At 70.5% G+C, this 18,838-nt stretch carries 17 protein-coding genes; 12 read left to right on the top strand and 5 right to left on the bottom strand.

Annotated features, from left to right (window positions below):
- Nucleotides 1-106: 106 nt before the first annotated feature.
- Nucleotides 107-532 (top strand): PPOX class F420-dependent oxidoreductase, encoded by a 426-nt coding sequence (locus ABTZ89_RS07280; RefSeq protein WP_270949442.1) that lies wholly within the window; start codon nt 107-109, stop codon nt 530-532.
- A 170-nt stretch (nt 533-702) separates the two neighbouring features.
- On the opposite strand, the gene ABTZ89_RS07275 is transcribed toward ABTZ89_RS07280, so the two are convergent.
- Nucleotides 703-2,421 (bottom strand): DEDD exonuclease domain-containing protein, encoded by a 1,719-nt coding sequence (locus tag ABTZ89_RS07275; RefSeq protein ID WP_351041304.1) that lies wholly within the window; start codon nt 2,419-2,421, stop codon nt 703-705.
- An 89-nt stretch (nt 2,422-2,510) separates the two neighbouring features.
- Here ABTZ89_RS07275 and ABTZ89_RS07270 point away from each other — a divergent pair, with 89 nt between their 5' ends.
- The 3 genes from ABTZ89_RS07270 (at nt 2,511) to ABTZ89_RS07260 (ending at nt 6,668) form a co-directional block, all read left to right on the top strand.
- Complete coding sequence (locus ABTZ89_RS07270) at nt 2,511-3,869, top strand: NYN domain-containing protein (protein WP_502949517.1); 1,359 nt, start codon at nt 2,511-2,513, stop codon at nt 3,867-3,869.
- A 452-nt stretch (nt 3,870-4,321) separates the two neighbouring features.
- The gene (locus tag ABTZ89_RS07265; protein ID WP_270949439.1) at nt 4,322-5,293 is read left to right on the top strand and encodes a C40 family peptidase; all 972 of its coding nucleotides are present in this window, start codon (nt 4,322-4,324) and stop codon (nt 5,291-5,293) included.
- 97 nt (nt 5,294-5,390) lie between these two features.
- Nucleotides 5,391-6,668, top strand: coding sequence for a M48 family metalloprotease (locus tag ABTZ89_RS07260; protein WP_351041297.1), 1,278 nt, complete (start codon nt 5,391-5,393; stop codon nt 6,666-6,668).
- Nucleotides 6,669-6,820: 152 nt separating this feature from the next.
- Here the strand turns inward: ABTZ89_RS07260 and ABTZ89_RS07255 are convergent, their stop codons facing one another.
- A complete protein-coding gene (locus tag ABTZ89_RS07255; RefSeq protein WP_351041294.1) occupies nt 6,821-8,629 on the bottom strand; it encodes an AMP-dependent synthetase/ligase in 1,809 nt (602 codons plus the stop codon).
- Between the two features lie 232 nt (nt 8,630-8,861).
- On the opposite strand from ABTZ89_RS07255, the gene ABTZ89_RS07250 reads away from it, so the two are divergent.
- The 5 genes from ABTZ89_RS07250 (at nt 8,862) to ABTZ89_RS07230 (ending at nt 12,891) form a co-directional block, all read left to right on the top strand.
- Complete coding sequence (locus tag ABTZ89_RS07250) at nt 8,862-9,650, top strand: metallophosphoesterase family protein (RefSeq protein WP_351041291.1); 789 nt, start codon at nt 8,862-8,864, stop codon at nt 9,648-9,650.
- Nucleotides 9,651-9,907: 257 nt separating this feature from the next.
- Nucleotides 9,908-10,351: an SRPBCC family protein gene (locus ABTZ89_RS07245; RefSeq protein WP_270949435.1), complete on the top strand. Its 444-nt coding sequence runs from the start codon at nt 9,908-9,910 to the stop codon at nt 10,349-10,351.
- Between the two features lie 4 nt (nt 10,352-10,355).
- On the top strand, nt 10,356-11,573 hold the full coding sequence (locus ABTZ89_RS07240; RefSeq protein ID WP_351041288.1) for an ArsA family ATPase: 1,218 nt from the start codon (nt 10,356-10,358) through the stop codon (nt 11,571-11,573).
- Entirely contained in the window at nt 11,570-11,944 is a 375-nt protein-coding gene (locus ABTZ89_RS07235; protein WP_351041285.1) for a hypothetical protein, read from the top strand. Before ABTZ89_RS07240 ends, ABTZ89_RS07235 begins: the two co-directional genes overlap by 4 nt.
- Complete coding sequence (locus tag ABTZ89_RS07230; protein WP_351041282.1) at nt 11,938-12,891, top strand: ROK family protein; 954 nt, start codon at nt 11,938-11,940, stop codon at nt 12,889-12,891. The genes ABTZ89_RS07235 and ABTZ89_RS07230 overlap by 7 nt, the downstream gene beginning before the upstream one ends.
- Nucleotides 12,892-12,903: 12 nt before the next feature.
- On the opposite strand, the gene ABTZ89_RS07225 is transcribed toward ABTZ89_RS07230, so the two are convergent.
- Together ABTZ89_RS07225 and ABTZ89_RS07220 are read right to left on the bottom strand one after the other, a co-directional pair.
- Nucleotides 12,904-13,377: a DUF308 domain-containing protein gene (locus ABTZ89_RS07225; protein WP_351041280.1), complete on the bottom strand. Its 474-nt coding sequence runs from the start codon at nt 13,375-13,377 to the stop codon at nt 12,904-12,906.
- The gene (locus tag ABTZ89_RS07220; protein ID WP_270949430.1) at nt 13,374-14,141 is read right to left on the bottom strand and encodes an alpha/beta hydrolase; all 768 of its coding nucleotides are present in this window, start codon (nt 14,139-14,141) and stop codon (nt 13,374-13,376) included. The genes ABTZ89_RS07225 and ABTZ89_RS07220 overlap by 4 nt, the downstream gene beginning before the upstream one ends.
- Before the next feature lie 186 nt (nt 14,142-14,327).
- Between ABTZ89_RS07220 and ABTZ89_RS07215 the strand changes: the two genes are divergently transcribed.
- Together ABTZ89_RS07215 and ABTZ89_RS07210 are read left to right on the top strand one after the other, a co-directional pair.
- Complete coding sequence (locus ABTZ89_RS07215) at nt 14,328-15,074, top strand: lysophospholipid acyltransferase family protein (protein ID WP_502949518.1); 747 nt, start codon at nt 14,328-14,330, stop codon at nt 15,072-15,074.
- A 97-nt stretch (nt 15,075-15,171) separates the two neighbouring features.
- Nucleotides 15,172-15,672, top strand: a complete 501-nt coding sequence (locus tag ABTZ89_RS07210; protein ID WP_270949427.1) for a polyadenylate-specific 3'-exoribonuclease AS — start codon at nt 15,172-15,174, stop codon at nt 15,670-15,672.
- Nucleotides 15,673-15,710: 38 nt separating this feature from the next.
- Here the strand turns inward: ABTZ89_RS07210 and ABTZ89_RS07205 are convergent, their stop codons facing one another.
- Nucleotides 15,711-16,442, bottom strand: a complete 732-nt coding sequence (locus ABTZ89_RS07205) for a hypothetical protein (RefSeq protein ID WP_351041276.1) — start codon at nt 16,440-16,442, stop codon at nt 15,711-15,713.
- Nucleotides 16,443-16,719: 277 nt separating this feature from the next.
- On the opposite strand from ABTZ89_RS07205, the gene ABTZ89_RS07200 reads away from it, so the two are divergent.
- Nucleotides 16,720-18,825 (top strand): CdiA C-terminal domain-containing protein, encoded by a 2,106-nt coding sequence (locus ABTZ89_RS07200; RefSeq protein ID WP_351041274.1) that lies wholly within the window; start codon nt 16,720-16,722, stop codon nt 18,823-18,825.
- Nucleotides 18,826-18,838 lie beyond the last annotated feature (13 nt).

Here is an 18,838-nt window from a genome sequence, read left to right as displayed (position 1 = left end):
GGGAGGCCCTCGGCGACTTGTTCTCGCTGGCCCAGACGGTGGCGGCGATGACCGAAGGCATCGTGTCGATCGAGGACACCGCGAGCCGGGCGCTTACCTTGGCCGGGTGACTTCGATCAGCGATCCCGAGATCCGCGCCTTCCTCGAGGCGGGCACCCGCACCGGCATGCTCGGTTTCACCGCGAGCGACGGACGTCCGCTGGTGGCGCCGGTGTGGTTCTTCCTGGAGGGCGACGAGATCGTCTTCAACACCGGCAAGGACACCGCGAAGGGGCGGGCGATCGCCCGGGATCCGCGGGTGGTGCTGTGCGCGGACCTGCCCGAGCCGCCGTTCGGCTTCGTCCAGGTCCAGGGCATCGCGGAGACCTCCGAGGACCCGGCGGAACTGCTGCGCACCGCGACCCGCCTCGGCGGCCGCTACATGGGTGAGGACCGGGCAGAGGAGTTCGGCCGCCGCAACGGCGTGCCGGGCGAGCTGGTGGTCCGCATCCGCCCGACCAAGGTCATTGCCAGCCTCGACATGACGGCCTGACCCGTCCCGGAGTTCCGCAGTTTCAATTGAAACTGTGCTCCCACGGCGTGTCGGGCGCCGGACACGCCGACGGATGTGGACAACTCGCCCGGTCTGTGGAGTTCTTCCGCAACTTCAATGGAAATCGGACGTCTGATTTCCATTGAAATTGCGTTGTGCCGGCCGGGGGATCAGTCGATGGCGGCGTAGGCGGTTCGGCCGTTGATGGCCTTGTCCAGCCAGGTCTGCCAGGAGCCTGCCGCACCCGCGGGTTCGTGCCACGGGGTGGAGCATCGGACCATGCGGGTGCCGCCGGTGGTCAGCCAGCGGTAGACGACCCGTGCTTCGTCGGCGGTGGTGCCGCGCAGTGGTCCTGCACCCGGGATGACGGTTTCCGCCGATGCCCGCAGCAGGTCGACGACGGGCATCGGGCGCACGCCGCGCCGGGCGTTGCCCGCTGCCGCCAGCTTGCCGTGGCGGATCACCGACAGGTGCCAGCCGCCGCGACCGTCCGGCCGGGCCGCGATCAGCTCCTCGACGGCCGTCAGCGCGGACAGCCGCTGTCCGCGGTCCAGCGAGCGCACCAGTGCGGCTAGCTGGTCGCGGTGGGCGGCGGCGTCCTCGAAGCGCTGGGCGGTCGAGAGGCGGTCGAGCTCGTCCCGCAGGCGTTCGAGCAGAACGGAGCTGCGGCCGCCGATGACCTCCCGGATGGAGATCACCTCGGGCTCGTACTCCTCAGCGCTCTGCCGGCCCGCGCAGGGCGCACCGCAGCGTCCCAGTTCGTACAAGGCGCATGGCCGTCCTCGCGGGTCGCGCGCGGAGATGCGTTCCGTGCACCGGCGCACCGCGGTCACCTCCTGGAGTGCTTCGACGGCGTCGCTGGCGGCGTTGCGGGAGTTGAACGGGCCCAGGGCGTCCGGTTTCGGGGTGCGCACGATCGACAGGCGCGGGAACGGCTCGTCGGTCAGCACCACCCACCAGGCGCGCTGAGGGTTCTTCGAACGGCGGTTGTAGCGCGGTTGGTGCGCGGCGAGCAGCCGGAGCTCGCGGACTTCGGCCTCCAGCGGGTGCGCGCATTCGACGTGGTCGACGCGCTCGGCGATCGCCACCATCTCCTTGACGCGGCTGCGCCGCTCACCCGCGGTGAAGTACTGGCGGACCCGGCGCCGCAGATCGGTCGCGGTGCCCACGTAGAGCACCTCGTCCTTGGGGCCGCGGAACAGGTACACCCCGGGCGAGTTCGGCAGCCCGTCGGCGAGCCCGCGCTTGCCGCGCTGCTGCGGGGTGACGTCGGGCAGGTGGCTGAGCAGGTCGTCCAGCGTGCGCAGGCCGAGCGCGCCGACGCGTTCCAGCAGGGAGTGCAGCACGTCGACGGTGGCGCGGGCGTCGTCCAGCGCCCGGTGCACCGGTTCGGTCCGGGCGTTGAGGACGCGGGCGAGCGTGCCGAGCTTGTAGTTGGGCGTCTCGTCCCTGGTCAGCACCCGGCGGGCCAGCCGGACGGTGTCCACGACCTGCGGTTTCGGCCAGCGCAGGCCGAGCCGTTCGCAGTTGGCCCGCAGGAACCCCACGTCGAACGGCGCGTTGTGCGCCACCAGCACGCAGCCGCGGCTGAACTCCAGGAACGCGGGCAGCACCGAATCCATGCGGGGCGCGTCGACGACCATCGCCTCGGTGATGCCGGTGATCGTCACGACCGCGGGCGGGATGCCGCGCTCCGGGTTGACCAGGGTGGCGAACTCGCCGAGCACCTCACCGCCGCGGATCTTGACCGCACCGATCTCGGTCACCGCGTCCTGCCCGCGATCACCACCGGTGGTCTCCAGGTCGACGACGACGAAGGTCACCTCGTGCAGCGGGACTTCCTCGCTGGTCAAGATCTCGTCGAAGGACAACTGCGGGTGCGCGGACATCGGCGGTCACGTTACGTCCCGCTACCGACAGCGCGGTGGATGCGGGCACCTGGGCACCCGGCCATTAGCCTGTGGGGGTGGCGCCACCGATGCCGGGGTCGGGAGAGACCCCAGAACCTGAGGAGTCTGCTGTGGACAGTGCACAGCAGACCGGTGTCGGGTCGCCCGTGGAGTGGGACGAGCTGGCCGCGCCGCTGCGCGCCCGGCTCGCCGAACTGGCCGCGGGAGCGCTGGGGGAGATGCGGCACACCGACGTCCCCGCGCAGCTGCGCCCGGTGGTCAAGTTCGCCCCGGCCAAGCGCGCCAAGCTCGGGCAACCGGCCCTGCTCGCCGCACTGCGCGACTCCGGGGTGTTCCGCACCGCGGTGGTGGACTGGTGCCACAACCACCGCCCGGGAGCGCTCGCCCTCGACGACCCGGACCCGATCGTGGTGGCCGCTGCGGCGGCGCTGCAGGGCTCGCCGATCGCGCCGCACTACGCGGAGCTGATCTCGTTCCGCACCGAGCAGGGACAGCTGCGCAGCGAGCGCGACTCCGCGGTGGCGCGGGTCGAACGCCTGACGGCCGAAGCGGACCGGCTGCGCGGCGAGCTCGCCGAAGCCCGCCGAGCCGCGGACCGGGTGGGGGAGGAGACCAGCTCCGAAGCCGACCGGCTGCGCAAGCGGCTCCGCGAGCAGGGCGTGCGGCTCAAGGAGGCCAAGGACGCCGCGGAGCGGGCGGACGGCGAGCTGACCGCGATGCGCGCGGAGCGAGATGCGGCGATCGCGGAGATCGCCGCGGAGCGCGATCGGGAGCGGGCGCGAGCGCAGGAGGAGCGGCGGCGCGCGGAGCGCGCGAGCGCCGAGGTCGAGGTGGCGCGGCAGAGCGCCCGAGAAGCCCGTCAGGGCGACGAGGTGCGCTTGGCGCTGCTGCTGGAGACGCTGGAGGGCGCCGTGGGCGGCCTGCGGCGGGAGCTCGGCGCGAGCGGGAGCGGGCCCCGGCCCGCGGACGTCGTGCAGCGGGTGCGGGCGCATTCGGGGGCGACCGGTGATGTTCCGGACGTGGCCGCGCTGGACCGGTTGCTGGGGTTGCCCGCCGTGCACCTCATCGTGGACGGCTACAACGTGACCAAGACCGGGTATCCGGAGCTGCCGCTGTCCGATCAGCGCGACCGGCTGGCGCACCAGCTCGCGGCGCTGTCCGCGCGGACCGGTGCGGAGGTCACGGTCGTCTTCGACGGCGCTGACGTGCTGGCCGTGCCGACCGCTGGGCCGCGCGGGGTGCGGGTGCTGTTCAGCGAACCCGGCGTGCAGGCCGACGACGTGATCCGGGACCTGGTCTCGGCCGAGCCGAAGGGGCGCCAGGTGGTGGTGGCGACCTCGGACCGGGCAGTGGTCACCTCGGTGCAGCGGCGCGGCGCCTACGCGGTTCCCTCGGCGATGTTGTTGGCGCGGTTGAACAGGGTTTGACCCTTCGGCGACCGGATCGACCGCTCAGCGATCGGGCGGGAGTGGCCGATCTCATAATCGATCACGTCGGTGAAGTGGATCTCTCGATCGGGTGACGGTGATCTTCACAATTCCAGCTTATGCGACTGGAATGTTCGTCACAGTGAGCAAGCGACTCTCCTCCGTTAGAGGTCTTGTGCCGACATGCACAAAATTTGGACCCCGCTTCTGGACCTCCGGCCTCACCTTTCGTAACCTACTCGGGACCTCGCGGCGATCAGTTGCCCAGAACGGGCGGCCCGCGGGGCACCGCTGAACGACTTGTCGGGGAGTCGGCCAAGCCGGATACGGGGGCATCCGGAAGGTAAGCGGGTGGAGAAGCAGAAGGAGCAGTGCGCGACGTGGCGTCGCACCGACTTAAGCGATCTCTGCGAGGAGCACTGACCGCGACCGCGGTCGTCGCCGTCGTTGGTATGTCCTCCGGACCGGCTCTCGCAGACCCACCACTTCCCGACAACGCCTCGGACGCGGCCAAGCAGGTCCGCGAGCTGCAGCACCAAGCGGAGCAGCTCACCGAGGACACGAAGAAGGCCGAGGACGACCACCAGGCCAAGGAAGACGAGCTCAAGCGCGCCAACGACGAGGCGGCGCAGGCCGAGCAGGTCGCCAACCAGGCCCGGCTCGACGAGGAGAAGTTCCGCGGCCAGGTCGACCAGCTGACCCACGCCTCCTACCAGGGCGCCCGGCTGAACAAGCTGTCCGCGCTGCTGGTGAGCGAGACGCCGGAGGACTTCCTCAACCGCGCTTCCGCGCTGGACGCGCTGGCGAAGGACAACAACGACGCGGTCAAGGCCCTCTCCTCGGCCCGCAGCCAGGCCGAGGCCGCTGAGCGCGCCGCGCAGGACGCCCGCAACCGGGCTGCGCAGGCCGAGATCGACTCCGCTCGCATCTTCCAGGACTTCCAGAACAAGTCCAAGGAGATGGACGCGCAGATCAAGAAGGTCCAGGCGCGCTACAAGGAGCTCTCCGGCGCGGAGCAGGACTCGCTGAAGTCCGACGGCGAGACCGGCGTCGGCTCGATCGCGGGTGCTGGTGCCGCGATCCAGGCCGTCAACGCGGCGCTGGGCAAGCAGGGCTCGCCGTACGTGTGGGGTGCCAAGGGGCCGTCGAGCTTCGACTGCTCCGGGCTGACCTACTGGGCGTACAAGCAGGCCGGCGTCAGCCTCGGCGGCTCGACCAAGACCCAGGTGAACCAGGGTCGGGCGGTGTCCGCCGGCGACCTGAAGCCGGGCGACCTGATCTTCTACTACAGCCCGGTCAGCCACGTGGCGATCTACATCGGCAACGGCAAGGCGGTGCACGCCCCGACCGAGGGCGACGTCGTCAAGGTGTCGAGCTACCAGAGCATCGGTCCGGTGAACTCGATCCGCCGCGTCGCGGGCTGAGATTCGCTGACCTGATCGGGGCCGGCGCGCACTGCGCGTCGGCCCCGACTGCTTTTCCGCGGACCCGGGCGATGTCCGAAATGTCCCCGGTCCTAACATGCGCTCCGTGCTGGGCTCGGGGAGCTTCCGCGGGTGGCTGGCGGCCACCGCCTCCGGTGCGGTGCTGGCCGGGGTGATGGCGATCGGACTGCCCGCGACACCGGAGACGTCCCACGTCCTCGGGCAGGTCCGGCTGGCAAGTCCCGTGCCCGCGCACGAATCCGCGGTGCGGCAGCTGCTGGCGCAGCGCGCTGCCGCGATCCGGGGCCGGGACGAATCGGCCTTCGCGGCCACAGTGGACCCGCAGGCCCCGGCGGACTTCCGGCAGCGGCAGCTGCAGTGGTTCCGGAACCTGGCGGCGATCCCGTTCACCGAGTGGTCGTACCGGCTGGAGGCGGAGACCGAGCCGCCGGCCACCGGAACCGGCGAGACCTGGGCGCCGGGCGTTTCGCTGCGCTACGCGCTGGCCGGGGTGGACAGCGTGCCGACCGAGCAGCCGGTCGAGCAGTCCTTCGTGCGCCGGGGCGGTTCCTGGTACGTGGCCGACGACGCGGGTGCGCACCGGTGGCGCGGTCCTTGGGACTTCGGCCCGTGCCACGCCGTGCGGACCCCTGGCGGGCTGGTGATCGGGCACCGCCGGGAACCGGTCGAGCGGGTGGCGCGGCAGCTCGACGCCGTGATCCGCGATGTGACCGAGGTGTGGGGGACCGGCTGGTCCCAGCGGGTGGGGGTGCTGATCGCGGACTCGCGCGAGGAGCTGAGGGCGGTGGTGGGTCCCGGGTTCGCGCTGAACGGCATCGCGGCGGTCGCCGTGGCGGATCGGGTGGACACCGCGGCGCGCCGGGTGGAGGGGCCGCGCGTGGTGCTGGACCCGCGCGCCGCCGACGAGTTGTCCGACGCCGCGCTGAAGGCGCTGCTGCGCCACGAGATCACCCACATCGCCGCGCGGGCGTACACAGTGGACGGTTCGCCGATGTGGATGCGGGAGGGCTTCGCCGACTACGTCGGCTACCGGAGCAGCGGGGTGCCGCCGCGCGAGGTGGCGCCGGAGCTGGTCCGCCAGGTGCGCGCCGGTGGACTGCCCGAGCAGCTGCCGGACGACGACGAGTTCCACCACGCCGACCGCGGCCGGGACCTGGCCTACCAGCAGTCCTGGTCGTTCGTCCGCCACCTGGTCGAGCGCTTCGGCGAACAGCACGTGGTGCGCCTGTACCACCGGGTAGCGGCCCTCAGCTCACCGGCCGAAGTGGACGCCGCCCTCCGCGAGGAAACCGGCCAGACGACGGCTCAGCTCCAAGCCGACTGGGCCGAGTCCCTCCCCGGAACCTTCGGCTGACGCAAAAGACCCGTGAGCACTTCGGGTCGCCATAGCAACCCAAAACGCTCACGGGTCTTGGAGCCAAGTCGGGCACCCGGAGTCCAGGCGGGCGCTGAGGTTCCGCTACCCGCACCGCCACGCAAAATGAGTGCTTCAGACAGGCGCAGGGATCAGGAGTAGATGGCTTCGATGGTGGCCGCGTGGTTCTGGGCCACCTTGTTGCGCTTGAGCTTGAGGCTCGGGGTCATCTCGCCGCTGGCCTCGGTGAAGTCGGTCGGCAGGATGCGGAACTGCTTGATCTGCTCGGCCCGGGACACCGACTTGTTCGCCTCGTCCACCGCCTTCTGCACTTCCGCGCGCACGTCCGGGTCGTCCACCAGGTCGGCCGGGGAGGTGTTCTCCGGGCGGGAGTTGTTGGCCAGCCAGGACGGCAGGAACTCCTGGTCGAGGGTGATCAGCGCGCCGATGAACGGCTTCTTGTCGCCGACCACCATGCACTGGCTGATCAGCGGGTGCGACCGCAGCGCGTCCTCGAGCACCGCCGGGGCGACGTTCTTGCCGCCCGCGGTGACGATGATCTCCTTCTTGCGGCCGGTGATCCGCAGGAACCCGTCCTCGTCGAGCGAGCCCAGGTCACCGGTGTGGAACCAGCCGTCCTCGAGGGATTCCTTGGTGGCCTGCGGGTTGTTCCAGTACTCGCGGAACACCACGTCGCCCTTGACCAGCACCTCGCCGTCGTCGGCGATGCGGACCGTGGTCCCGGCGATCGGCTTGCCGACGGTGCCGACCTTGAACGCGGTCTCCACGTTGACCGCGGCCGCCGCGGTGGTCTCGGTGAGCCCGTAGCCCTCCAGCACCGGTACGCCGATGCCGCGGAAGAAGTGCGCCAGCCGCTCGCCGAGCGGAGCCCCGCCGGAGACCGCCGCGATGCACCGGCCGCCGAGCGCGGCCCGCAGCTTGCCGTAGACCAGCTTGTCGAACACCAGGTGCTTGAGCTTCAGCGCCAGCCCGGCGTTGCCGGCGTCCATGGCGCGGCTGTAGGCGACCGCGGTGTCCTCGGCGGCATCGAAGATCTTGCCCTTGCCGCTGCCGTGCGCCTTCTGCTTGGCGGTGTTGTAGACCTTCTCGAACACCCGCGGCACCGCGAGCACGAACGTCGGCCGGAACGAACCGAGGTCGTTGACCAGGTCCTTGACGTCGCCGGTGTGCCCGAGGGTGACGCGGCCGTAGACGCACATCACGGTGATCGCGCGGGCGAGCACGTGCGCCATCGGCAGGAACATCAGCATCGAGTTGCCCGGCTTGGTCAGCTGCGGGAACGCCTCGATGTCGGCCCGCACCTCGGCGAGCACGTTGCGGTGGGTCAGCACGCAGCCCTTGGGGCGGCCGGTGGTGCCCGAGGTGTAGATCAGGGTGGCCAGGTCGTCGGCACCCACCGCGCGTCGGCGCAGGTGCACGTCGCGGTCCTCCACCTCGGCGCCGAGCGCGGTGAGCTCGTCCACCGCGGCCGCCGCGCCGCCGGTGCTCGGCCCCTCGATCTGCCACACGTGCGAGACCTCGGGCAGCCGGTCCACGACGCTGTCCACCTCGGTGCGGTGCGCTTCGGTCTCCACGAAGACGGCCTTGGCGCCGGAGTCGGTGAGGATCCACTCGGCCTGGTCGGCCGAGGAGGTCTCGTAGATCGGGACCGTGACGCAGCCCGCGGTCCAGATCGCGAAGTCCAGGAGGCTCCACTCGTATCGGGTCCGGGACATCAGCCCGACCCGGTCGCCCGGCTGCAAGCCGCTGGCCATCAGGCCCTTCGCCACGGCCAGGACCTGCGCGGCGAAGTCAGCGGCGGTGACGTCGACCCAGGTGCCGTCCACTCGGCGCCGGAAGCTCACCGTGCTCCCGAAGCGCTCCGCGTTGGCCCACACCATGTCGGTGAGGTTCTCGTCATCGGCCACCGCCGTGGTGGCTGGTGCGCTGAACTCTCGCACGTCGAAACCTCCGAAAACACGCCAGTCCGTGGGGCACAACCTAACGCTGATAGTTACTGAGCGGTAGTCCCCTTTGTCCCCGCCGCAGCAGCCAGCACAGACTAGAACCCACCCGAATCGGTCCAGCGACTCCGGTCGGTGATCCGCATTGCGCTGTTCGGGCCACGGGTGGTGGGCGGAGGTTTCAGAACGGTCTAGATTCGGTCAGCAGCCGCCGGGGAATGGGAGTTGGATGCGCGTCCACGTCGTTTCGGATGTCCACGGCAACGTCGAGGCGCTCAAACGAGCGGGTGATGGAGCCGATGCGCTCGTGGTGCTCGGCGACCTGATCGACTTCGTGGACTACCACGACCACGGCCGGGGGATCCTGGGCCGCGTGTTCGGCGCGGAGAAGGTGGCCCGGTTCGCCGAGCTGCGGCGCGGCCCGCAGCTCGCGGAGTTCGGCGCCTACGTGCGCTCCCTCTGGGGGAGCCTGGACGACCCGGCGAAGGTGGTCGAGGAGGCCGTGCGCGAGCAGTACGCCGAGCTGTTCGGCGCGCTGCCCGCCCCCACCTACGCCACGCCCGGCAACGTCGACGCGCCGCACCTGTGGCCGGAGTTCGCCGGGGCCGGGGTGCAGGTGCTCGACGGCGACAGCGTGCAGATCGACGGCCTGACCTTCGGTTTCGTCGGCGGCACCGTGCTCCCGCCGGGCGCGGCCCTGCGCAAGAACGCGGCCTGGACGCCGTACCTGCGGACCGCCGAGGACTACGACGCCGCGTTGGCGAAGCTGCCCGAAGTGGACGTCCTCTGCACCCACCTGCCGCCCGCGGTACCGGAACTGACCTACGACGTGATGGCCCGCCGGCCGGAGCTGGGCTCGGCGGCGTTGGCCGAGCGGATCGCCACCGACCAGCCGCGCTGGTCGCTGTTCGGGCACGTCCACCAGCCGCTGGCGCAGCGGGTCCGCATCGGCCGCACCGAATGCGTCAACGTCGGGCACTTCAAGCGCACCGGCCGCCCGTACGTCATCCAGTGGTGAAGAAATTTTTTGAAACGCCGGAGGCGTTTAGCCCGCCCTCGGCGCTTGCGCCGCCGCGGGTTCTCAGGCGTCGTCTGACGAGGACAGCCCCAGCGCTGTGTATTGGTCATACATGAGTCTGGGATCCCGCAGCTCAGACGGCGTCTGAGGTTCCGCTACCCGCACCGCCACGCAAAAGGAGTGCGGAGAACACTTCTCCGGGACAACCTGCCTCCTCGGGGGCACTGAGGTCTGCCTCGACCGGTAACCTGCAGCGCATGGTCGATCAGTCCACCCAGTCCATCGTGATCGAGGCCCCCGCTGCGCGGATCATGGACGTCATCGGGGATTTCGCCGCCTACCCGGAGTGGGCGGCGGCGGTGAAGGAGACCGAGGTGCTCTCCCAGACCTCGGACGGCAAGGCCGGGCAGGTGCGCTTCGTCCTGGACGCGGGAGTGGTCAAGGACACCTACGTCAACGTCTACGACTGGGCGGCCGACGGGTTGTCGGTCAGCTGGGAGCTCACCGAAGGGCAGGTGCAGAAGGCGCAGCGCGGCAGCTACCGGCTCAACCCGCTGGCCGAAGACCGCACCGAGGTCACCTACAGCCTCGCGGTGGACCTGGCCATCCCGATGATCGGGCTGTTCAAGCGCAAGGCGGAGAAGATGATCATGGACACGGCGCTCAAGGAGCTCAAGCGCCGGGTGGAGCACGCCGAGTAAGCCGTTGCGGATCCTGCTGTTCACCGGAAAGGGCGGGGTGGGCAAGACCACCCTCGCCGCCGCCACTGCCGCCCGCGTGGCCGGGGCCGGCGGGAAGGTGCTCGTGGTCTCCACCGACCCGGCGCACTCGCTGGGCGACGCCCTCGGCGTCGAGCTCGGCGCGGAGCCCGCGGAGGTGCGGGTGGACGGTTCCCGCGCCGTGCTGCACGCGGCCGAGGTGCAGACCCGCGCGCTCGTCGACGGCACCTGGCGGGAGCTGCGCGAGCACCTGCGGACGATGCTGCAGGGCGCCGGGGTGGACGAGGTCGACGCCGAAGAGCTGACCGTGCTGCCCGGGGTGGAGGACCTCCTCGCGCTCACCGAAGTGCACCGGCTGGCCGCCAGCGGGATCTGGGACACCGTGCTCGTCGACTGCGGTCCGACGGCGGAGACCCTGCGGCTGCTCGCCCTGCCGGAATCGCTGGCCGGTTACCTGGAGCGGCTGTTCCCGGCGCACCGGCGCGCGGTGCGCGGACTGCTGGCCGGCATCGCGGGCAGCGACCAGGTGCAGCGCTGGGACGCGGTCGCCGACGGACTGGGTCGGCTGGCCGAACGCCTCGCCGCGCTCAAGAAAATGCTCACCGATCCGGGCACCGGCGTGCGGCTGGTGCTGACCCCGGAATCGGTGGTCGCCGCGGAAACCCGCCGGACCGTGACCGCGCTGGCGCTGCAGCAGATCCGGGTGGACGGCCTGATCGCCAATCGCGTGGTGCCGCACCCGGGATCGGCGCGCGGCGCGGCGGCGCAGTGGTTGCGCACCCGGCGCCGCGAGCAGGACGACGTCCTCGACTCCGTGCGCGCCGCGACCGACCTGCCCCTGCGCGTCGTGGAGCACCGCGCCGCCGAGCCGGTGGGCACCGACGCGCTGGCGGAACTCGGTGCCGAGCTCTACGGCGACGAGGACCCATTGGAGGGCGGTGCGGCAGCGCCGGCCATGCGGGTCACCGGTGGTGGGCGGTCGCTGGACGCGGAGTACGCACTGCAGGTCGCGCTGCCGCTGCACCCCGCGGCGGAGCTGGACCTGGCCCGCATCGGTGACGAGCTGGCGATCACAGTGGACGGTCGCCGCCGGTTGGTCGCGCTGCCGGCGGTCCTCCGGCGCTGCGTCGTGACCTCGGCGATCGCCGGCGACGACGGGCTGACCGTGCGGTTCCGGCCCGATCCGGAACAGTGGATGCGGTGAGAGCTGTGGACGAAACGCGCAAGCACGAGCAACTGGTCGAGGAGCTGCGGCTGCTGCTCGACGCCCTGGCCGGCAAGGCCGAGGAGTACCTGCGCGGCTGCGACCAGGCCTCGGAACCGCCTTCGGAAGCAGGCGAGCGCGGCTGCGGCTGGTGCCCGCTGTGCGCGGCGGTGGCGCTGGTGCGCGGACACCGCCCGGAGCTCAACGACCAGCTGCTCGGGATCGTGCAGCTGTTGCGGCAGGCGATGGCCGAACCTGCGCCGCAGCCGACGGAAGCAGAACCCGAACCGGATGCGCCCGCCAAGGTGCAGCGCATCCGCGTGCAGCGGGTCGGGGGAACGGTGCTGGACGAAGCTGAGGCGCGGTGCTGACCATCGGAGTGGACGTCGGCGGCACCAGCGTGCGCGCCAGCGTCGTCGACCCGCACGGCGAGATCCTGGAAACCCGCCGGGTTCCCACGCCGAAGAGCGGCCCGGAGCTGAACGCGGCGATCGCGGCGACCGTGCGCGCCCTGTCCGACCGGTACCCGGTGGCCGGGGTCGGGCTCGCCGTGGCGGGGTTCGTCAGCGAGGACCGCCGGGTCGTTCGCTTCGCGCCGCACCTGGCGTGGCGGCAGGTCGCCGTCGCCGACGAGCTCGCCGAACAGCTCGGGCTCCCGGTCGTGCTCGAGCACGACGCCAACGCGGCGGCCATCGCCGAGCAGCGCTTCGGGGCGGCCACCGGTGCGCGGGTGGCCGCGCTGGTGGCCATCGGCACGGGTATCGGTGCGGCGCTGGTGATCGACGGCCAGGTCTTCCGCGGCGCCCACGGCGTGGCGCCCGAGCTGGGGCACCTGCGGGTGGTCCCGGGCGGTCGGCAGTGCTCGTGCGGCAAGCGCGGCTGCCTGGAGCGCTACTGCAGCGGCACCGCGCTGGCGGCCACGGCGGGCGAGATGCTGCGCGACAGCAGCGAGCCGAGCACATTGCGGGAACTGGCCGAGCTGACCGGTGTGGATGTCGCACGCGCGGCGGAAGCCGGGGACCCGCTGGCCCGGCGCGCGGTGGACGACCTGGCGTGCTGGCTGGGGGAGGGCTTGGCGCTGGTCGCCGACGTCTACGACCCGGAAGTCGTGGTCATCTCCGGTGGCGTCTCGAGCTCCGCGCACCTCTACCTCGACGCGGCGCGCGAGCACTACGCGGCGACGATGACCGGAGCGGGCCACCGGCCCCTGGCCGAGGTGGTCGTCGCCCATCACGGTGACCCGGCGGCCATGATCGGCGCCGCAACACTGGCCCGAGAACACGCCCTGGCCACGCCGAAAGCTCCGTCCGGAGGCTGAAGGGGTGACCGGTCAGACCTGGGCGCCGTCGTCGTCGGAGCTCCGCGGAGGCTGGCGGAGGCGGAGGAGGAGCCAGCCGATGCCACCGCTGATCAGGACCAGGCCCAGCGGGAGGGTGACCGTGCCGGACAGCCCGGCGAGACCGGGTACCAGGGCGAACAGCACGCCCACCACGATCACCGCGATCCCGGCCAGGGTCGTCACCCGCGGAGTCGGCAGCGGCGGGGGCTCCGGCGGGACGTAGTGCTCGTCCTCTTCGGCGGTGGTCGGCGTCCAGTCGCGCGGACCGCTGTCCGCGGGCTCGATCGAGGTCGGCTCGACGGGCTTCGGCTCGGTGGCGGTGTCCGGCCGCTCGTCCTCCCCGGCCGGCTCGCGGTCTTCGGGCCAGCGCGCGAAGTTCTCGTCGCGCTCCAGGTCGGCGACGATCTCGGCGAAGGCGGCGTCGATGTCCTCCGGCCCGTCGGCGTTGTCGCGGCGCGTGCTCATACGACTTCCTCGACCCGATCGCGGTGGATCCGTTGCAGGAACTCGACGCTACCGCTGAACACCCGCGGTGCGTCGTGGTCCAACGTCACTACGTGGAAGCTGTCGGTCAGCACGACCTCGGTGAGGTCCTCGCTGCGCACCCCGTCCAGCACGACCGAGGAGTTGACCGGTTCGACGATGTGGTCGACCTCGGAGCGGTAGAGCAGCACCGGCTGCCGGATCCGCCCGAGGTCGGGGCGCACGACTCCCCACAGCTGCTGCAGGCTCGCCATCGCCCGCAGCGGCAGCCGCTGGTAGGCCAGTTCGAACCCGCCGGGCTTGGCGATGTCGCCCGGGATACCGCCGAGCGACGGCAGCACCCGGCTGAGCAGCGGCAGCATCCGAGCGGCTTTGCGCTCTGTCAGAACCGAGGGGTTGACCAGCACGATGCCGGCGATGTCCGGGTGCTCCTGGGCCAGCCGCAGGGTGAGCGTGCCGCCCATCGACTGGCCGAACACGAACACCGACGAGCAGCGCCCGCGCAGCTCGGCCAACTCGTCCTCGACGGCCCGGTACCAGTCCTGCCAGGTGGTCCGGTTCAGGTCCTGCCAGCGGGTTCCGTGCCCGGGTAACAGCGGGCATCGGACGGTCAAGCCCTCCGCGGCCAAGTGCTCGCCCCAGGCCCGCATGCTCTGCGGGGTGCTGGTGAAACCGTGGCAGAGCAGGACGCCGATGTCGTCCGATCCGTCGTGCGAGAACGGCTCGGCGCCGGAGAGCACGGGCACTGCAGCCTCCCAAAGCATCGGCGTGCCAGTATGGTTCATGGTCGCATGCGAGACCGACGAACGGGACGGCCTCGCCGATCTCGGAGTCCGGTAGATCACCATCAGCGAGATCGCATTGTGCTGCTCGCGCGCGCTCCGTACGCTGAGCAGCGATATCTTGCTGGCAGGGGAGGCGGCCGCGCGGTGATGTACTGGGTGATGAAGCACATTCTGCTCGGGCCCTTGATGAAGCTGTTCTGCCGTCCGAAGGTCGAAGGCGTCGAGCACGTTCCCGCCGAGGGCAGCGCGATCCTGGTCAGCAACCACGTCGCGGTCGCCGACTCGTTCTTCATGCCGCTGATGATGCCCCGGCGGGTCACCTTCCTGGCCAAGCGCGAGTACTTCACCGGCAAGGGCGTGAAGGGCAAGTTCAAGAAGTACTTCTTCTCCGGTGTCGGCCAGGTGCCCATCGACCGCTCCAGCGGTGCCGCGGCGCAGGCCGCGCTGGACACCGGTGTTCGACTGCTCCGCGAGGGCAAGCTGCTCGGCGTCTACCCGGAGGGCACCCGCTCGCCGGACGGCCGGTTGTACAAGGGCAAGACCGGCGTGGCGCGGATGGCGCTGGAGTCGGGCGCGCCGGTGATCCCGATCGCGATGTTCGGCACCGACAAGGTCAACCCCATCGGCTCGAAGATGTGGTACCCGCACAAGGTCGTCGTGAAGGTCGGGCCGCCGCTGGACTTCTCCCGCTACGAGGGGATGGCCGGCGACCGGTTCGTGGAGCGCTCGATCACCGACGAGATCATGTACGCGCTGATGGAGCTGTCCGGCCAGGAGTACGTCGACGTCTACGCGGCCAAGGTCAAGGACGAGCTGACCGCGCAGGGCAAGCACGTCGCGGGCTGGAAGCCGACGGGCTCCAGCGGCCGGGTGCCCGAGTCGAAGGCGGGCTGACCCGCTTTTCCGGGCTGTCGAACGAGATCCGCCCGACCGCGGCCGACTGCGCTGCCCCGCAACATCCGCCCTGGGCGAGCCCACCTACGCTGACCAGGTGAGGTTCTTCTACGACTGCGAGTTCATCGAGGACGGGCAGACCATCGAGCTGGTGTCGATCGGCATGGTCGGCGAGGACGGTCGCGAGTTCTACGCGGTGTCCACCGAGTTCGACGCGTCCCGCGCGGGCGCCTGGGTCCGGCAGCACGTGCTGCCGCAGCTCCCGCCGCCCTCGGACAAGAGCTGGCGCTCCCGCGCCCGGATCCGCGAAGACCTCTACGCCTTCATGACCGCGCGCGGCTCGAACCCCGAGCTGTGGGCCTGGTACGCCGCCTACGACCACGTGGCGCTGGCCCAGCTGTGGGGCGCGATGCCGATGCTGCCCTCCCGGATCCCCAAGTTCACCCGCGACCTCCGGCAGCGCTGGGAGGACGTCGGCAAGCCGAAGCTGCCCGCAGCACCGGACAACGCCCACGACGCCCTCGCCGACGCCAAGCACAACCTGGAGCGCTGGAAGGTCATCGAGGACGTCCGCCGCAAGCGCGGTTTCATCTGGTAGACGAGTGCCACGGGGCTGGGCTTGTCTCCTCGGCCCCGTTAGTAGGTGAGGCCGTCCCAGGTCTTGTTGGTGAGCGAGCTGGGATCGTCCACCATCCGGCTGCCGAGGGTCTCCTCGAGCCGGTTGATGATCAGGTCGACCAGGGCGGGCTCCTTGCGCCGGAAGGTGAGCCACGCTTGGGCGAGGGCGCGCGCATCGGGTTCGAGCTCGTGGATCCGCTCCATGACGGGCTGATAGGCGACAGCCTTCTCGCTGCTGCGCAGGCCCCACATCCGCTGGAACTCGAACTCGACGGGCGTCTCGAGGCCCAGTGCCGCCAGGTCTTTCTTGATGATCCTGAACACGACGCTGTGGGGGCGCTGATGCTTGGTGGGGAGCAGATCCCGGATCAACGCCGAGAGCTCTTCGCCCTTCTCGGCGGCCTTCGCGGAGGCCAACCGACGCATGAAGATCGCTTCGAGGCCGTTGTGCACCGGTTGTTCGCCGGGCGGGGTCGTGCGGATGATGCGCACCCGGCGGCTGAGGGCGAGCCCGAGCATTCGGTGCTCGTGGCCCTCGATGCGGACTGCACCCGCGTCCTGCAGCGCCCACAGGGCGATCGTCATCAACTCAGTGGAGAACGGGCCTTCCGGCACCTTGACGCCCGAAGCCTCGACCTCGTACGCCGTACCGGGGCCCTTCCGCGACCTGTCGACCATGAACAGGTCGCCGTAGAGGTAGGCCACTGAACTCGGGGCCACCTGCCGCGAGCGAACGTCGAAGGTTCCCATGGTGCTCCCCTTCTTCCCCGCGATGCGCGGTCGCGGCAGGGCGTGCCCGAGAGCGCATCGGGTCGAGCCGGCTGTGTGATCGGCACCTCCCCGGGTGCGTTCGTGGTCAGCAGGTGGTGTGCCCGCTTCCTCCGTGCGTCGGTGCGACCTCGTCGATCAGGGAGATGTTCCCCCTCGGGACCAGCGTGTAGGTGAGGTCCCAGTGGTCGCACCTCGATCCGGGATCGCCGGAATCGCCGACTTCGAGTGGGTCCGACTGCCCGCCGCGGTGAGCCGGATGTCGATGACGCTGGGTTTCGCCCTGCGCGACGGTGATTACCTGCGTGCGTGGCCGCCTGCGGCGGTTGTCATGCCACCCGCGGCGCTTCTCGTGGGCGCCTTGCTGGGCGCGGTGCACCCCGGACCCACCTACACCTACTCGGCCATCGCGATCGGAGTCCTCGCCGTGGTCGCCGGGCTCGGCTCCGGCCTGGGCTGCTGGGCATGGCTGGGATTCGTGCTCGCGGACTTCGCCCTGGTAGATCGCTCGACACTGCCGGGGTTCGCCGGCTCCGGTGCGCAGCACCTGGTGCAGGGCTACCTGCCGCTGGCCGTGTCCTACCTCGTGCTCGCGCTGCTCCTGATCATGGTGCCTGTGCTCGCCAGAGCATTGGCGCTGCGCACCACCGCCCCCTTGCGCGCGCGCCGTGGTGTGGCGCGAACGACGGAACTGGCGCTCAGCGCGGTGCTGTTGGCCGTGTTCACCTACGGCTGGGCGCAGGCAACGGCCTTCCTGATCCGTCCGTTGTGGACCTTCAGCGGAGGTACCCCGGCCACCGCCGCCATCGAACCACTGCAACAACACGCGGCCGCGCTGGCCGTCGCGTCCTTCTGCGCCGGTCTCTGCCGCGGTGTGCTGACCATGCTCGCGGTCGGCCGGGCGCCCATCACGCCGACGGCCCCCCGCCAAGACCACGGGCAGAGCGGCACCCGCACGATGCGGCGCATCGCTGCGGTGCCGATCCAGGCGGCGTTTCTGACGCTTTTGATGGCAGGGCTCATAGCAAGCGCTGCCCAGGGCACGCTGGTCTGGCTGGCGCTGTGCTCCATCCTCTACGCCCGCGTGCTGCTGATCCCCCGAATCCCGGTCTACCCCGCCCTGATCCGGCGCGTCCCCTTGCTGGCACGCCTGGCAGCCACCGTGGCGATCAGCTATCTGCTCGCGGCCCTGTTCGTCGAGCCTGCCGCCGAGCGCGGAGCGACCTCGTTCGTCTCCACCATCGTGGTCCTGCTGCTCTCGCTCGCCGCGGCAAGCCTGCTGATGCCGGCACCGCCACCAGCGCCCACCACCAAGGCGGCACCCCCGGCCGGACCTAGCCCGACAGCTCCGCGCACCTCCCCACCGGTCACGCCCCCGCGCTACGGACCGGAAACACCAGCCGACCCGCCCGGGCCGGCACAGACGGACACGAGCAGCGACCCTCCTAGGGCGGTCCGCCGCTGGGTGTACCGATCCGTGACCGCCGTGACCATCACCGGCGTCGCACTGGCCACGAACGTCCAGTCGGCAGCCGCCGACAACTGCTCCACGCTCAGCGATTGCTCGGCCGGCGTAAAGATCGCGCTCGCCTTGGCCGCCATCGCCCTCGTCCTGATCGGCGCCGCGCTCATCGGCGACCTCATCGCCGAAAGAATCGCCGCGGGGCTCGAGATCGGCGAGGTCTTAGAGACAGCCGAGTCCCTCGAAACTGCTGAGTCTCTGGAGACAGCCCAGTCCCTCGAGACAGCCCAGTCGCTGGAGACAGCCCAGTCTCTCGAGACGGCTGAGTCTCTCGAGACAGCCGAGTCCCTGGAGACGGCTGAGTCTCTCGAGACGGCTGAGCCCCTCGAAACGGCTGAGCCCCTCGAACCAGCCGAGCCCGGTGAACCAGTCGAACCCGCCGAACCCGCAGAACCCGCAGAACCAGCCGAACCTAGCGAACCCTCGCGTGCCCCGGACCCGAACGCTGAGCCAAGCGGTCGCCCGTCCCGCATCCGCGAGGGTATGGACGATGCGACCAAGCGCTCGCTGCAGCGCGAGAACGAGTCGGCCAGAACACTGGCCAAATCGGGCTATGAGGTCGAGCAGAACCCGACCGTTCCCGGCGGCAAGAATCCCGACTACCGAATCGAAGGTAAGCTTTTCGACTGCTACGCGCCCAAAACCGGCAACGCCCGCAACGTCGTCGACGCCATCCAGCACAAGGTCAACTCCGGCCAAGCGGATCGAATAGTGCTCAACTTGACCGATAGCAGCCTCGACTTGAATGCGTTGAGCGCCCAGCTGCGCGCCTCGCCGATCAAACTGCTCAAGGAAATCCTCTTGATCGACAAGCAGGGCAACGTGCTCCGCTTCTTTCCTTAGCCCCATGGAGTAA

This window comes from Saccharopolyspora sp. NPDC002686, from assembly GCF_040295745.1.
In the GTDB taxonomy this organism is placed as follows: Bacteria; Actinomycetota; Actinomycetes; order Mycobacteriales; family Pseudonocardiaceae; genus Saccharopolyspora; species Saccharopolyspora oryzae.
This window is presented reverse-complemented; position numbering and strand designations above follow the sequence as displayed.

What these genes read in the sequence shown, in the direction of transcription:
- ABTZ89_RS07275 (WP_351041304.1), bottom strand. Translation starts at nt 2,421, where the DNA reads ATGTCCGCGCACCCGCAGTTGTCCTTCGACGAGATCTTGACCAGCGAG.
- ABTZ89_RS07270 (WP_502949517.1), top strand. Translation starts at nt 2,511, where the DNA reads ATGCCGGGGTCGGGAGAGACCCCAGAACCTGAGGAGTCTGCTGTGGAC.
- ABTZ89_RS07265 (WP_270949439.1), top strand. Translation starts at nt 4,322, where the DNA reads ATGTCCTCCGGACCGGCTCTCGCAGACCCACCACTTCCCGACAACGCC.
- ABTZ89_RS07260 (WP_351041297.1), top strand. Translation starts at nt 5,391, where the DNA reads ATGCGCTCCGTGCTGGGCTCGGGGAGCTTCCGCGGGTGGCTGGCGGCC.
- ABTZ89_RS07250 (WP_351041291.1), top strand. Translation starts at nt 8,862, where the DNA reads ATGCGCGTCCACGTCGTTTCGGATGTCCACGGCAACGTCGAGGCGCTC.
- ABTZ89_RS07245 (WP_270949435.1), top strand. Translation starts at nt 9,908, where the DNA reads ATGGTCGATCAGTCCACCCAGTCCATCGTGATCGAGGCCCCCGCTGCG.
- ABTZ89_RS07225 (WP_351041280.1), bottom strand. Translation starts at nt 13,377, where the DNA reads ATGAGCACGCGCCGCGACAACGCCGACGGGCCGGAGGACATCGACGCC.
- ABTZ89_RS07215 (WP_502949518.1), top strand. Translation starts at nt 14,328, where the DNA reads ATGTACTGGGTGATGAAGCACATTCTGCTCGGGCCCTTGATGAAGCTG.
- ABTZ89_RS07205 (WP_351041276.1), bottom strand. Translation starts at nt 16,442, where the DNA reads ATGGGAACCTTCGACGTTCGCTCGCGGCAGGTGGCCCCGAGTTCAGTG.
- ABTZ89_RS07200 (WP_351041274.1), top strand. Translation starts at nt 16,720, where the DNA reads ATGTCGATGACGCTGGGTTTCGCCCTGCGCGACGGTGATTACCTGCGT.